At 33.1% G+C, this 15,647-nt stretch carries 14 protein-coding genes; 3 read left to right on the forward strand and 11 right to left on the reverse strand.

Annotated elements, in window-relative coordinates; genetic code table 11:
• Window positions 1–37 precede the first annotated feature (37 nt).
• Genes AB1414_00145 through AB1414_00180 form a run of 8 tightly spaced genes read right to left on the reverse strand, consistent with a single transcriptional unit; the run spans window position 38 to window position 8,701 of the window.
• Complete coding sequence (locus tag AB1414_00145; protein MEW6605845.1) at window positions 38–1,021, reverse strand: ABC transporter ATP-binding protein; 984 nt, start codon at window positions 1,019–1,021, stop codon at window positions 38–40.
• Between the two features lie 17 nt (window positions 1,022–1,038).
• Complete coding sequence (locus AB1414_00150; GenBank protein MEW6605846.1) at window positions 1,039–2,025, reverse strand: ABC transporter ATP-binding protein; 987 nt, start codon at window positions 2,023–2,025, stop codon at window positions 1,039–1,041.
• A 22-nt stretch (window positions 2,026–2,047) separates the two neighbouring features.
• Window positions 2,048–2,923, reverse strand: a complete 876-nt coding sequence (locus tag AB1414_00155) for an ABC transporter permease subunit (protein ID MEW6605847.1) — start codon at window positions 2,921–2,923, stop codon at window positions 2,048–2,050.
• 9 nt (window positions 2,924–2,932) lie between these two features.
• Window positions 2,933–3,808, reverse strand: a complete 876-nt coding sequence (locus AB1414_00160) for an ABC transporter permease (GenBank protein MEW6605848.1) — start codon at window positions 3,806–3,808, stop codon at window positions 2,933–2,935.
• Between the two features lie 12 nt (window positions 3,809–3,820).
• Window positions 3,821–5,461: an ABC transporter substrate-binding protein gene (locus tag AB1414_00165; GenBank protein ID MEW6605849.1), complete on the reverse strand. Its 1,641-nt coding sequence runs from the start codon at window positions 5,459–5,461 to the stop codon at window positions 3,821–3,823.
• A gap of 40 nt (window positions 5,462–5,501) precedes the next feature.
• On the reverse strand, window positions 5,502–7,220 hold the full coding sequence (locus tag AB1414_00170) for a tetratricopeptide repeat protein (protein MEW6605850.1): 1,719 nt from the start codon (window positions 7,218–7,220) through the stop codon (window positions 5,502–5,504).
• 7 nt (window positions 7,221–7,227) lie between these two features.
• On the reverse strand, window positions 7,228–8,619 hold the full coding sequence (locus tag AB1414_00175) for a hypothetical protein (protein ID MEW6605851.1): 1,392 nt from the start codon (window positions 8,617–8,619) through the stop codon (window positions 7,228–7,230).
• A complete protein-coding gene (locus AB1414_00180) occupies window positions 8,573–8,701 on the reverse strand; it encodes a hypothetical protein (GenBank protein ID MEW6605852.1) in 129 nt (42 codons plus the stop codon). Before AB1414_00180 ends, AB1414_00175 begins: the two co-directional genes overlap by 47 nt.
• Before the next feature lie 110 nt (window positions 8,702–8,811).
• Here AB1414_00180 and AB1414_00185 point away from each other — a divergent pair, with 110 nt between their 5' ends.
• Complete coding sequence (locus AB1414_00185) at window positions 8,812–8,958, forward strand: hypothetical protein (protein ID MEW6605853.1); 147 nt, start codon at window positions 8,812–8,814, stop codon at window positions 8,956–8,958.
• Between the two features lie 3 nt (window positions 8,959–8,961).
• On the opposite strand, the gene AB1414_00190 is transcribed toward AB1414_00185, so the two are convergent.
• From AB1414_00190 to AB1414_00200, 3 genes are all read right to left on the reverse strand, one after another.
• On the reverse strand, window positions 8,962–11,472 hold the full coding sequence (locus AB1414_00190; GenBank protein MEW6605854.1) for a DUF4398 domain-containing protein: 2,511 nt from the start codon (window positions 11,470–11,472) through the stop codon (window positions 8,962–8,964).
• Window positions 11,473–11,532: 60 nt separating this feature from the next.
• Window positions 11,533–12,222: a carboxypeptidase-like regulatory domain-containing protein gene (locus AB1414_00195; GenBank protein ID MEW6605855.1), complete on the reverse strand. Its 690-nt coding sequence runs from the start codon at window positions 12,220–12,222 to the stop codon at window positions 11,533–11,535.
• A 61-nt stretch (window positions 12,223–12,283) separates the two neighbouring features.
• Entirely contained in the window at window positions 12,284–13,570 is a 1,287-nt protein-coding gene (locus AB1414_00200) for a serine/threonine-protein kinase (protein ID MEW6605856.1), read from the reverse strand.
• A 226-nt stretch (window positions 13,571–13,796) separates the two neighbouring features.
• On the opposite strand from AB1414_00200, the gene AB1414_00205 reads away from it, so the two are divergent.
• Window positions 13,797–14,684: a tetratricopeptide repeat protein gene (locus AB1414_00205; protein ID MEW6605857.1), complete on the forward strand. Its 888-nt coding sequence runs from the start codon at window positions 13,797–13,799 to the stop codon at window positions 14,682–14,684.
• A complete protein-coding gene (locus tag AB1414_00210; protein MEW6605858.1) occupies window positions 14,681–15,634 on the forward strand; it encodes an FHA domain-containing protein in 954 nt (317 codons plus the stop codon). The genes AB1414_00205 and AB1414_00210 overlap by 4 nt, the downstream gene beginning before the upstream one ends.
• Window positions 15,635–15,647 lie beyond the last annotated feature (13 nt).

Raw genomic sequence — 15,647 nt, forward strand, 5'->3', positions numbered from 1 at the left:
ATTTCGCGTCATTCGTCTTCTCATCGCTCATCTTTTATTATCTATTCCAATAGTGGCATGCTACACTATGGTTTTCACTAATTGATTCAAGAAGTGGTGTTTCTTCTCGACATCTTTTTTTTGATGATTTACACCTATCGTGAAATAGACAGCTGTCATAATTCTTTCTTTTCATCTCTGGTTCTTTATCACCTATGTTAGTTGGTTGATAGTTAGAGGCAGAAAATAACTCCTTTGTATAAGGATGTCTTGCCTCTTCAGAGATGACTTTTTTAACATCACCTATTTCAACAATCCTTCCTAAATACATAACCGCTACTTTAGAACATAAAGTTTTGACTACTCCTATATCATGAGATATAAGTAAGAGAGAAAGACCTTCCTGGAGTTTATTTTTCAAAAGTTCTATAATATGATTTCTCACTGGTGCATCCAGGCCTGAAAATGGTTCATCACATATAACTAAATCTGGTTCTACGGACAATGCTCGAATTAATCCAATTCTCCGTTTTTCTCCCCCACTTAATTCATGGGGATATGCATGAATATATTCAGGATTCAAAAGTACATTTACTAAATATGTCCTTATTAAGTCATTTATTTCTTTTTTACTTATACCTTTTCCCTTACTTTTAAGCATTATAGCCTCTTTTATATTTTTACCTATAGACATGTGTGGATTCAAAGAAGCCTCTGGATGTTGAAAAACCATCTGAACTCTTCTTCGATATTCATAAATTTGTTTCTTAGAGAATTCATAAACACATATTTCTGAATTACCAAATTTCACCTTTCCTTTATCTATATAAGGGAATAATCGAAGGATAATCCTGGCTAATGTAGTCTTACCACAACCACTTTCACCTATTACTCCCACACATTCTCCCTTATTGATGTCTAAAGAAACATTATTTACTGCCCAGATAATTTTTTGTGTTTTTGGTGTAAGTTTTGAGATAAATTTCTTAATTAAGGTCTCTGACCACGAAAATTTCTTCGCTACATTCTCAATCTTTAACATTAACCTCTCTCCTTTTTTTAACTGTAATTAAAACATCTAACCTCATGTTCTAATTCAGTATCAATTGAATATAATTCTGGTTTTCCCGTCAGACATAACCCGTTTTTAACACTACATTTATTATAAAATTTACATCCTTTCGTAACCTGGTCTAAAATTGGTTGTTTAGTAAAATATTCTTTTTTTGAACTTTTATGAGCTTCAATAAGCATTTTTGTATAAGGATGTTTATCTATTTTATCTGTTAATATCTCCTTTTTTCCTTTTTCTACTATTTCACCTGCATATATGACTATAACTCTATCAGCTAATTTTTCTACCGCCTTAAGGTCATGAGAGATGAAAAAGAGTGCCCTCTTATTACCATTTTCATTTAAAAACTCTTTAAGTAATTCTATAATCTTAATCATTAAAGGGGGGTCAATTCCCGTAGTTGGCTCATCAGCAATAAGAATAGTAGGATTTGCCGCTATTGCCATAGAAATAATTGCTCGTTGACACATCCCACCACTCAGGTGATGAGGGTATTCTTCTGCCTTTCCGTAGAGATGTAGTTTTTTAAAAATCTCATCTGTTTTTTTATGTCTTTGGTGTCTTTCATCATTTATAAGATAAACTTCTTCAACCTGTGTTCTTATTTTTTGGAAAGGATTAAGTGCACTTCTTGCCCCTTGCATAATCAGAGAAATTTCTCTTCCTCTAATTTGTCTCATTTTCTCCTCATATCCAGATTTCTTTATCCATTTACCAAAATCCCTATATCTATTTAATCCATCAAGCAGATTTTCTCCCTTAAACCATATTTCACCGTTTATAATCCCTTGTAAATGATGAATTAGCCCCATGATAGAATAAGCAATTTGTGTCTTTCCACTCCCAGACTCGCCAAACAAAGCTACTACCTCTCCTTGCCTGATATCAAAAGTTACATTATCAACCACTGGTAAAGAAGATTTTTTATAATAAGTTGTGAGATTTTTAATCTCAAGTAAAGGCATTTCCATTTATCCATTCCTTACCTTTTTACTATTCCAATCCAACATGTTGATGAAGTTTAATCCTTCTGTTAATACTATCTGCCAATCCATAAAAGACAAGGATATTAGTAACCACCATTATTACAGGGAAGAAAGTGAACCACCAAGCTTCAAACTTATCCCTGGCATCGACTAAAATAGCACCAAAATAATTTTTTCCAAAAGGGTAGTAGCCCCAAGGACTAGTAGAGGCTAAATAATTCACGCCTATTTCTATCATAATCACTTCAGCCATCTGCAAGGAGGCTTGAATAATAAAGATAGGAAGGCAATTGTAGAATAATATATGTCGAAACACTATATCAAACTTTCCTAATCCTAAAGCTTCATTTGCTTCAATAAAGTAGTTTTTCTGTAAAGATTCAATCTTTAACTTCACAAGCCTACCTAATTTAGCCGAATTAAGGACTCCTAAAACAATTACAATATCACGAAATTGTGGTGGATCCAAAAAAGTTATTATCAGGAGAATAGTAATATACTTAGGAAAAGATTCAAGAACATCCATAATAGAGGATGTAAGGGAAATACCTACTTTACCTATGAATACTTCTGACCAGATACTACTTGAGCCTACACCAAGAATTATCCCTCCTAATAAAGTAACGATACCAACAGCTAATAAACCAGGGAAGAAATATCTACGGATGGCGACTATAGTTCGTAAAAAAATATCTTCCCCAGAATCATCGGTCCCAAAAATATGCTCCCAGGTAGGAGGAGAAAGTTCTTTCCCTGGATTAGGTTCAATTAAATAGGAGATAATCACTGCAACTATAATTATCAGGAACAATAAAATATTTAAGTATAGCGACGGGCATATTTTTATTTCTTTCCATATTATCTTCTTTATTAATGAATCCACAATATTCTCCTATATCTTCCGTAGACGTGGGTCTAATACTACCTGGATTAATTTATTAGTAAAGTTGAGCAAAATAACTCCCGATATTACTATAATGAGTATTCCCAGAAGTAAATTAGTATCTCTATTTTTAGCAGAATCCCAGGTTAGCGACCCAATTCCAGGTAATCCAAACATCTGCTCAACAATAACTGTGCCACTGATTAGAATTACTAAATGTGAAGATATTACTCGCGATATAAGAATAATAAGGCTATATTTTAAATGTTTCCATACCTTCGCTCCTTTAGCTATAGCCATAAGGATATAAGGTTCTCTCTTAATAGCTATAATCTCTTCTTTTGAATGCCTAACCATTTCATTCAATGTTCCTTCAAAGATACCAAGTATTACACCTGGCACTAGATAGTGAAACAATTCTGGTTCATTACCATAAGGGTATAGTTTAGTATGAGAGAGTTTCAAAATAACATAGCTAAAGATAAAAATAGGGATTCCAGAAAAGGCATAAATGATAAATTTACCTATTCCGGATAAAAAAGGTTGTCTAAATCTATTAGATAATAACAAAAAAATAGCGGTGCATAAAATTGAAGTTAATAAAGCAATAGAAATAAGAAAGATAGAGTTTTTAATTCCATATAAAATCTGTGGAAGTACCTCTTCCCCTCCTCCTTTTGTCTTACCAAAATCATGCCTAACAACTATTTTCTTTACCCAATTGAAGTAATGAAGATTCCATGAACTATTTTTACTATGGGCACTATAATAGTCATAACCACCTCCTGGTGAAAAATAGATTAATAAAAACACACATAAGCTGGCTATAAAAAGGCTAAAAATAGACCTGGCTATTTCTCTAATTAAAGTAATGAAAAACCTCATTGAAAGTAACCTTTATTCTCTAATATACCAATTAGTTATATAGGTAAAGAAATGATAAGGATGAATATCAACTCCTTTTAGTTCATTTGTTCTAACTCCTGCATAGGCAGGTAATGGGAATAAAAAAGTATAAGGGCAGTCATCATAGATGATTCTATCCATCTCATGTTTATTTTTTAATCTTGCTTCTGGATCCGAAAGGGTTTCATTTTCAATAATCAGTTTTTCTAAATCAGAATTCCTATATGAAACAAAGTTATTGCCTCCTTTTCGCATTTCAGATGGAGAAAAAATTTCTTCTACAATCTCCGCCTCTGGATGAAAATTCCATCTGCCAAAGGCAATATCAAAGTTTTTATCTCTTACTACCTCATTTATCCACTTTTTCATCTCCATATAATATACTCTTTCTTCGTTTCCTATCATTATCTTTACTCCAATATCTGATAGGCGTGTTTGATACATATCACAAATTCTACTAAATGCCTTCTCATTAGTAACATATGCCTTTAAACTTACTATAAATGGTTCCCCATTTTTCTTCAGCACCTTATCTTTTTCATCATAAATAAAACCTGCTTTTGCTAATAGTTTTTTTGCCTGCTCGACATTATATTTTCTTGGTTCAATATCTGGATTACTTTCCTCACGCGGGTGTGGACTATACATAATTTGGTCAATAGGGACTTTTTCTCCATACACATTTTTTATCATCGCTTCAATATCAATTGCATAAGTTAACGCTTGTCTTACAAGTTTATCTTTAAGGAATTTATGATTACAGTTATAGGCAAAAAATGCAAAGCTGCGAGAGCTATGTTTTATTAATTTACAGCCAGTCTGCTGAGCGGATTTCTCAATCTCTTCCCACTCACTCGGTCGGACTTCTGGCAAAAGGTAAATTCCACCATTAATCAACATATCTTTGGCTGCAAGTGGATCATCAACATGCATCATGATTATTTCATCTATCCTTTCATCACCCAAATTCTTATTTAGTTTTCTAAATCCTTTAAAATAAGACTCATTCCATTTAAGTCTTATTTTTTTATCAGTTCCTCTGCTATAAAAATAGTATGGTCCTGTTCCTATAACCTTTGTTTTTCCAAATGCCTCCTCATCAGATATAAATTCTGTTGTTGGCTCAAATATGTGTTTAGGGATAATATTAAAAAACATCCTTCCTAAAAATAATTCTTCAGGTATTTCTGTTTTAAGGGTAAATTGAATAGTATGGGAACCAATGGCCTGGACATCACTAAATAGTCCATTTAGCCATTTTAAGTTTGTCTCTGTCTGAGGATTAGTAATCATTCTAAAAGTAAACTCTACATCCTCAGCAGTTAAGGGGATATTATCATGCCAAACTACATTCTTGCGTAATGTAAAGTTATATCTTCTGCTATCAATTCTTTGAGGAGTAAGAGTATCTAATAAATCAGCAGATGGGTTCATATTGATATCAAAACCTACTAAACTATTATAAAGTAGGCTTGAAAGTCTAAGGGAAATTGCATCTTGTATATTTAGTGGATTAAGAGATTCAGGCATGGCATATTCTGCATATCTCATTGGTAGCCCAAAAACCTCATAAGGTAACAATAACACAAAGATATATGTAACTACTTTAACTAAATTTAATTTTCTATTCATAACTTAAATTCCTCCTTACACTCAAAATTTTGGTAATCAATCATAGACCTATTTCTTTCCAGTTTATTTTCCAGTTTATACCTTCCATCCCTTTGAGTTCTGATACTACCTGAAATGGATTAAATATTTGGTCAACTTCAGGATAATACTGTCTAAAGGAAAAGATGATAGAGGTTGCTGTCCGAAATAATCTTCGATTGTAATAGGCGCTTGCTAAATCCAATAATAACGAAGGGTCGTCTATTTCCAGGGTATAGCCACCTTTCTGCGTATGATTTTTTTCTAAATACCCAATAGACTCTGAAAAATATTCTATCTTTGACTCATTTAATCCCTTCTGAAAATAAACAATTCCAAGATTCCATGATAGCTCTCCTGGAATCCTTGCTTCAGGAATTTCACAAAGGCTAAGGGCATCTTCTAACCTTATTTTCAACCTGGCATAGGTAACCCCAATCTGACTTAACATTTCATGGTCTCTCACACTATTTCGGTAGAGATTATCCCAAATACTAAAAGCCTTTTCTTTTCTATCATCTAAATAATAACAAGTTCCTAAGTTAATTTGGCTCATAGCTTTGATTTTTGTATCGGTAGCATCATTTATAAGTTGGCTAAAAGTCAAGATAGCATCTTTTAGCTGATTAGAATGAAATTGAGATAACCCTATTTGATGATATATTAAATCTTTATTTTTAGCTAACTCTAGGTAATTCTTATAGTATTTGATAGCCATGGTAAAATAAATGTCTGCTTTATGATTTAACATAGCCGGGTTATAGAAGTTGGTAATATACTTGACCTTCCTATTTGAGTCTCTACTTATGTATGCTCCTCTTTCTTCTACTAAGTCAGGGATTTCAAGTTGAATTTCCTTTAGTAATTCAAGTGCTTTGTCTATTTTATTATTTTTAAAGTGTATTAAACAAAGAGATTTTCTCCCTTTTTCCAATGGGACCTGGTTAGCCCATTCTTGTGTTTGATTAAACCTCTCTTTTATGCCTAATTCAGCATAAGTATATCCCAGTTCATTCAGAATAATAGGGTCTTTCGAGTAAGAATATACTTCCTTCCATGTTTGCTCAGCCTCTTTAATCTTTCCCAACTTGTAATAGCAAGCACCTAATTTTATTAGTGCCTTCAAATAAAGAGTAGATTTAATATCCACCTTCCTCAAGTCACTAACCGCTTCATTCAAATCTCCACGCAGATAATAACAAAGTCCTCTGAAGTATAGTAGATGATTGATATTTTCTGGTTTTAACTTTAGACTTTGGGTAGTGATAACTTCTTTTCTTAGAAGCAACTTTGTATTATAATAATTAATTTGTGAATTAACAGCCAAATTAAAAAATTTCTTGTATAGTAGTCCTGCTTCGAAATATGTCCTTGCTAAGTAAAGCAAGGAAAATTGATAAATCTCTTTATCTTTAACTTCTTTTCTTTTATTAGTTTCAAGTTCCTTAGAGTAGTGAGCAATCGCCTCATTATAAAGATGTTTCGACTCATAGATATAACCAAGCATAAAGTTGAAATAATCAGCTTTAAATTTAGGGTTCAGTTTAAGGACATTCTTTAATAAAGTGTCTGCCTTTTCAAAATCACTTTGTTCAAAGAAAGCCTCTTTTGCTTGTTGATAATAAGAGAATATTTCATCAGCTTTACTTTTTCTTTTTGCACACGAGATTATTGAAATACTACAGCAAAGTAATAATATAATTAAACATATCCTATTTTTATACATATATCTTTTGGACATATATATTTTATTCCTTTGGTATATCTTCAGGCTTAATTCCTTTGATAAAAATTCGCATCCGACCATTTTTATACTGGGCAGAATATACAATTAATAAGGTTTCTTCTTTCTTACCTTTATAATAGATACAATCAATATCACTTATTACTTTATCATCAATCTTTAGTCGGCATTTTCTGCCAGTATCCACATCTATAATGAAGATATTATCTCTAAATTGTGAGATATAGATTATTTTATTTCCAAATTTAGAAGGTAGCCAGGTAGGACCATATTTTTCAGTCCGGAGTACTCGCTCAGCAACTTTTCGAGGAGGACTACTTCCATCAGAATTTATTACATACAAATCGGCAATAGGTTCTGCACTTTGAGTTCTTACTCCATAGAAAGCTATTTTTTCTCCATTTTTAGACCAGGTGGGAAAAACTTCAAATGTTGGTAAATTAGTGAGTTGAGTATGAGAAGGTTTAGGTTTGTCAAGTTCTGCAAGAATATAGAGATCCATATTCCCTTGTTTATAAGTAGAATAAACAATTTTTGTCCCATCAGGTGACCATTGAGGGTATAAATCTATTTCTTTATTATCTGTTAATCTTTTCATTTTATCCTGAGAAGCATCCTGGGGTAATAAATAAATATCACCATTACCAGTCAGTCCAGAGACAAATACTATCTCATCTTTTTTAGACCAATCAGGATAAGTATTGGTTATATTTTCTAATGTTACCAAAGGAAAAATTTCTTTAGAATTACCTATAATAATTCCTTTATACAAATTAAAATCTTTGCTAAAGACAAACTGTTGAATTGAGAGATTAAGTATAGTTAGTGCTTTCTTTACAAAGTTTAAACTCGTATCATAAGCCTTTCTTCTTTTGTAATCCTCGGCTTCATATATATACTGGTCTATCTTATCTAATTCATCTCTTTTTATTCCGAGTTTTATTGCCTTCTTTTTGGCTTCTTCTAACTCCCTCATTGCTTTATCTAAAAATTCATATTCCTTCTTTTCCCTACTCAAAGGCTTCCAACAAAAATAACTGGCATAAAGGTCTTTACCTTCTTTAGTTTTACCTGACATCTCTTCACCTAAGACAAATTTTGTCTTTTCCTTTAACTCTACAATAGGTAATATATCATAGTCAGTTACATCGAAGTAGCATATCTGTTGAAATGAATTTCCTTCTCTTGAAATTCTCTCAAAGGCTATCATCTTCCCATCAAGAGACCATCTGGGGTTAACATCATCATAAGGTTTTGAATGTAGGAGTTTTTCTATTGCTAATCTTTTATTTTCCTTATCCCATGGAAAATAAACATTTATCTCCTCATCTGCCAAAGAAAGATTTATCTTACTCAAAATAAATAGGATTAATATCACCTTTTTTAGCATTCCCATAAGTTAACTCCTCCTTTTTCTCTATGGCAAGGTAAAACCATAGAATGAAAAACCGCTCATCCTTCACCCATTTTTGAATCATACTAAAATTTGGTAAGCGTTCAGGTGGTGTAACAAAAGGAGATGTGGAGATTAAGGAGATAGGGAGATATTATTAAAAAAATTGAAATTAATAGAAACTAATAGAAATTTATGGAAATTTGTTGTTTTCCACAATCAATTTCTACCTATTTCTATAAATTTCAATCTATTTCTATTATCTTATCTCCATATCACTCTTATCTCCTTATCCCCTTTCGGACACTTTTGATATATAGCCTGAACGGTTACAAAATTTGAGCATCATCTTATTATTAGAGTATTGAGTATTTTTTCAGCTTGATTAGCATCTTCTGGGTCTTTATAATCATAATTAAGATACTCTCTAAATGCATCTATGGCCTTATTCTTATCGTTCATATTATAATATGATAAAGCTATATAATACTTGATATCCTGAATATTTTTTGATGGTATTTGAAATGGGACTCCTTTAATTGTCACCGTACTAAACTGCCGTCTTAGACGATATGCATCTTCTAAGTAATTGATAGCTTTATTGAATTCTTCTATAGCTTCTTTTTTTCTTAGTTTAGGTATATTTTCTGCCTTTTTATAATAAGCAATTCCTTTATAAAATGAAATAAAAGCGTTTTCAGCTTTATTATTTAGTCTCCAAATTTTATCTAATATATCCACTGCCTCATCTATTCTTTCAAGATAAATCACATACAAAATGGCAATATTCCATTCTGCCTCAAGGTAATTTGGTTCATTGGGCTTTATTTGGCTAAATATCTCCACTGCCTTAGAATAGTTTTTGTTATCCCTGTAGGTGAGGGCCTGCTGAAAAGGCGTCCCTGAGAATACTTCCTTTTTCTCCTCTGGTTTTTTCTCCTCTGGTTTTTTAACCACCTCTTTGATAGGTTCTTTAGCACTTTCAACATCCGTCTTTTTTTCTTCACCCTTTTTCTTCTCTTCAGCCTCTCTTGCCTTTTCTGAGGCTCCATTGGCAAGATTTAAAGCCCGGGAATAATTTTTCTCATCTAAAGCTTTTTCTGCCTGAGCCAACAGATTTTTTGCGTCCTTTAACATAGCAGGGGCATATTTTTCTGCTTCAGCCTTCTCTGCGGCTTCAATGGCTTTATTTGCCATTGAAATAGCACTTTCAGCCTCCTTTCTCTTTACCTCTTGTTCAGCCTCCTCTTTTGCCTTTTGATAAGATTCTTCTTTAGCCTCTCTTGCCTTTTCTGAGGCTCTATTGGCAAATCCTAAAGAGTCAGAATAATTTCTAACATTTAGGGCTTCTTTTGCTTGAGCAAGTAGCTTTTTTGCCTCACTTAACATAGCAGGGGCATATTTTTCTGCTTCAGCCTTCTCTGCGGCTTCAATGGCTTCATTTGCCATTGAAATAGCACTTTCAGCCTCCTTTCTCTTTACCTCTTGTTCAGCCTCCTCTTTTGCCTTTTGATAAGATTCTTCTTTAGCCTCTCTTGCCTTTTCTGAAGCTCTATTGGCAAATCCTAAAGAGTCAGAATAATTTCTAACATTTAGGGCTTCTTTTGCTTGAGCAAGTAGCTTTTTTGCCTCACTTAACATAGCAGGAGCATATTTTTCTGCTTCAGCCTTCTTTGCGGCTTTAATGGCTTCATTTGCCATTGAAATAGCACTTTCAACCGCCTTTCTCTTTGCCTCTTGTTCAGCCTCCTCTTTTGCCTTTTCTTTAGCCTCTCTTGCCTTTTCTAAGGCTCTATTGGCAAGATTTAAAGCCTGGGAATAATTTTTCTCATCTAAAGCTTTTTCTGTTTGAGCCAACAGATTTTTTGCGTCCTTTAACATAGCAGGAGCATATTTTTCTGCTCCACTATCCTCTGCCTTCCTAATTAATGCATTAGCGTTTGAGATAGATGTTACCACTCGATTAACTAAATATGCTTTTTCTTCTGATTCCTTTGCTTTCCTTGCTGATTCATTAGCCATGATTAATGCCTGGGAGTAGTTTTTATCTTGATAAGTTTTTTCTGCCTTATTCAGGAAATCTTCTGCATCCCTCAATTGTTCTGGAGCATATCTTCCTGCTTCAGATTTCTTAGCTTTTCCAATAGCCCTTTGAGCCTCTGAAATCGCAGAGAGCGCCTTCTTCTCTTCTTCATCCACCTTAGAAATAGCTTCTATCATCAATTGTGTACTGGTAGAATTTTCTACACTATCAGAGGCTTTTATTGTAATTTCATTATCTTTTTCTGTAAGGAAAACCGTAATGCTAAATTTTCCATCAGAATCAATTGGTATCTCTTTTATATTTTCATGGATAAAGACTTCCACCTTTGATTTGGGTTCTGTCTTTCCTGCTATTTCTATACTTCTATCTTCTATTTTATATATTTCAGTAGGTGGCTGTAAAATTGTTAACATAGGAGGAGTTTTGTCAACTATTACATCTCTTACCATTGTGGTTTTTCTTCCCATAGGATTTTTAGCACAGAATTCAATAGTATATGTTCCTTCATCAGCCTGAAGTTGAGGAGTAGTAAGTAACGAGTCTTTATTTACCAACATCAACTTTTTCTCAAAAGATCCAGTTTTAGAATCTGGTTTTGCAAAGGAAGTTAAAATTCCTTTATCTTTAAAAGATACATATATCTTTACCAGACTTTTATTATCAGTTGTCCCCGAAACTGTTATCTCATTTTTGTTAGTAATTTCTCTATCAATACTAACGGATAAAGGAGGCTGTTTATAATATCCTCTTAAAAGCAGAGACATAATTCCTATGATTAAAATACCTATCAAAAATATTCTTACGATTTTCAATTTGATATACCTCCTAACTTTCTTTTTCTCCCTACTTTCCCATTTTTCCCTTCTTTACACCTAATGAATAACTGGAGGAACTTTTACCTTTATTTTATTAACAGTGATTGTTCCAATCTCATAAGTAGGGGTAAGAATCTTTTCCAATTGAATATCATTCTCTAATTCCATTTTTGCTCCCCTCTGCAGGGTAATTACATCTTCGGATTCACAAGGGATATAATTTTGACATTCAACTCTCAAATTGACTTTATTATACTTAAAGTTAGAAAAGGAGAACTTCCCGTTAGAATCTGATGAACGACGAGCAACTTCCTTTTTATCTTCTGTAAGAAGAAATACCGTTGCTTGAGGAATTGGTTCTGTGGTAAAGGTAGTAATTCTTCCTTCAATTGCATAATTAAGCGTAACAACAATAGTAATAGGCTCTTGTTCTGTTGGGTTAATTCTTATCTCCCTTTTATCAAAGGTGGGTCCCTCACATATTAAGTTATATCTTTTCTCTTCTTCTAACTTTAAGTTTTGAAATGTAAATTCTCCAATCTCATTAGTAATTGTTGTAGCAATAGGTGTGTCTTCTCCTTCGACTATTATTTTTACTTCTATCCCTTTTAGAGGTGTTTGTTTTCCTGTTTCAATATCTATCACTTTACCAGTAACCTTTATAGGTCCACAACCACTCAAGCTAATGAGTTGTCCAAAAGAAAATCCCAGTAAAGCCATCATTAAAATAACCCTTTTAATTTCCATGACCGACCCTCCTTTTTTTACCATTCTAATTACCTTGATTTTCATATCTTTATTCCATCCATTATTGTTTATTGATAATCTTTGGAAGGAACTCTACCTCTACTAACTCCTGAGGTTCATCAATTTCTATCTCCACTTTGACACTATCCACTTTTTTAGTAGTCAATCTTACTTCAATTATATGTTTACCCTTAGATATCCCATCGAGTTTAATATATTCTTGTGAGGTTGGTGGTAATTTCTTTCCATCTATAGTTACTTCAATCCCCGGAATATCAGAATTGATAATTATAGAGCTTTTATGAGGGAAGAAATAAAAATAAAAAACAAATAACACAAGGATGACGACCACAAAAGCAATAACCATTATTCCTTTATGGATTTTCTTCCTTTTCCACTCTGATTCCAAAATCCCTGTTTTCTTTCTTGGTTCTATCATTCCCCTCTGGGATAAAAACTTAAGCACTTCTTCTGTTTTATCTTTTATCCGAGACTTGAAAAGTAAATCTTTGATATCTTCATGCATCTCGCTTACACTTTGATATCTATCTTTAGGGTCTTCTTTGATAGCTTTATCAATAATCATCTTTAATTTATTCATCTTTTTGTCCCGGGGTAATTCTACTTTTTCTTGATAATGTCTTTTTCCCGTAAGCATTTCATACATAACTATCCCTAAGGAATAGATATCAGTTCGTGGATCTATACAATATCCACCTTCCCGTTGTTCAGGCGACATATATTCATATGTCCCTATACTTGTGCCCACAGAAGTTAAGAGAGCATTTTTATCTTCTGCACAAATCTTTGCAATACCAAAATCTGTTAGAATTATTCTACCTGTTTTGGCAATCATAATATTACTGGGTTTTATGTCTCTATGGATAATTGGTCTGTTATTTGGAGATGTTCCAGTGCCTTCGTGAGCCTCAATTAATGCATTGCAAACCTCATCTGCGATAATAAGAATCATTAGAAAGGGAATTTTTTCAACTTTGCTTTTTATCTCCTTGAGATTAAATCCATCAATATATTCCATTTCAATATAATAAGGGGGATTTTGAATATTGATATTATGGATAGTGACAATATTAGGATGTTGAAGGTTAGCTAATATCTTTGCTTCCCTTTTAAACCTTTCTACAATCTCTTCCTGTTGATAATATTTTCCTGACAAAACTTTAACTGCTCGTGGAACTCCACCTAACTCTTTTTTAACTGCTTTATAGACCGTTCCCATTCCTCCTTCACCAAGCTTTTCAGTAATTTCCAGGGTTCCTAATTTAAATAACATTTTTTTATCTTCACTATTAACTTTGGTAAAATCTATAGCTTCTGGATTACTCATAGAAATTTCACTCCATCCTAATTTCCCCCTTAATATCTACAATGGAAGGGGATGATAAATATATTTTACCATAACGAGAGATAAAATGTCAAGAAGTTTTTTTTGCAGGTTGAATTTTTTTTCTTGCAATATCATACCATAAATGTTATAATATATTGTAACAGTATCCCTACATTTTTGTGGTCAAAAAATGTTTTCTTACTGTAAAAAAGGAGGAAAGAAAAAAATGAGGCATTTAAAACTGTTTAAAACTTACTTTATTCTATTTATCTATGGGATGTTACTTATTGGCTGTAGTGGAACCCCAAAAAGGTTAACCTCTTCTACATTAGCTCAACACCATAATGATATAGGGGTATCTTATTTAGAACAAAACCGTTATGATGAAGCAATTAAAGAGTTTGAAATAGCTATTGAACTCCAGAAGAATTTTGTGCAAGCTTACAATAACCTTGGCTTAAGTTATCTAAAGAAAGGCTGGTTAGATCGAGCGCTGAATACTTTTATATTAGCCATTAAGATTAATCCCTCTTGGGCGGAATTATATAATAATAGAGGCATAGTATATTTTCACAAAAACATGGATGAGAAAGCCATCCATGATTTTAAAAAGGCTATTTCTCTTAATTCTAACTATCCAGAGGCATATTATAATCTTGGGATGATTTATTCTAAGAGAGAATTAAACGAACAAGCTATAGAGATGCTGATGAAAGCCATAGAGATTAATTGTAATTATTTACAGGCTCATAATGCTATCGGGCTTATCTACCTGAAAAATGGACTCTATGAGAAAGCAGAAATGAGATTTAAGGTAGCCCTGGAGATTGAGCCTCAATATGAAATGGCTTATTTCAACTTAGGACTTCTCTATGAAGCCCAACAAAAGGATACGGAGGCATTAGAAGAGTATAAAAAATTGCTTCAAATTAACCCTAATCATTCCCAGGCATATTATCAAATAGGTAAGTTATGTCTGAAGCATAAATTATATGATGAGGCGATAAGTAAATTTGAAGCGGTTTTGAGGATTGAGCCTAAAAATAGTGACGCTTACCAACAAATTGAATTAGCTAAGAGAGAAAAAACGCTTTCCATAGAGAGGCAAAGATGAGAGTTAGAATTGTAATTAAATCTTTATCGCAACCAACGCAACCACCAAAAACCCTTGATTTTTCATCCCTGCCTATCACTTTGGGACGAGAAGAGTCTAATAATGTGGTTTTGCCCAGCAAAAATGTTTCTCGAAATCATGCTATAATTATTGATAAGGGGGGCAATGAATTTTATCTAAAAGACCAGGGCAGTTTTATTGGTACTATCCTAAATCAGAGAATGATCCTCCCTAACCAGGATATTCCTCTTTTGAGTGATGATGTGATTACAATTGGAGATTTTGAACTTCAGGTCAAGATAGAAGATTTTGACTCTACCCCTCCAGAGAGTAATAGTAATAGTAATAAAGATATATCTATTAAAGATATCTTGTCTATTTTACCTAAAAGGGGACACATAACTATTAGAGTTTTAAATGGGCCAGATAAAGATAAATCTTTTTCCTTCACAGAAAATTCAGAGGAATTATTGATTGGACGTGATTTAAAATGTCACCTGGTTCTTACAGATGCCACTGTTTCTCGACACCATGCTAAGATTTCCTTAGACTGGGGTGGTGAAGCAACTATAGTTGACCTGAATAGTAAAAATGGAACGACACTTAATAATGAACCTCTAACACCTGAGAAGTATTATCACCTAAAAGATAGGGACTATATTACTCTTGGTCTATCGACGCAATTAGTCTACTGTAATCCCCGAGAAAGTGTCCTACCTCCAATAAAGCCACATTATCCAGATAAAGAAGATGAGAAAGAGAAACCGTCTGAAACAGAGAAAGATAAACTGCCTGAACCCAAAATAGTAACACCTCCTCCAGGCAGTAAGGAAATATTACTATCACGAAAACTTTCACCTCTGGAGATAACTTTTTTAGTCACAGCAATAATTTTTCTTACTGGTGGTATTATCTTTTCTATTATCTTTTTTCGATTATTTTTCAAATAAGATGAAGGTTTCT

Source organism: bacterium, from assembly GCA_040755795.1.
Taxonomy (GTDB): domain Bacteria; phylum UBA9089; class CG2-30-40-21; order CG2-30-40-21; family SBAY01; genus JBFLXS01.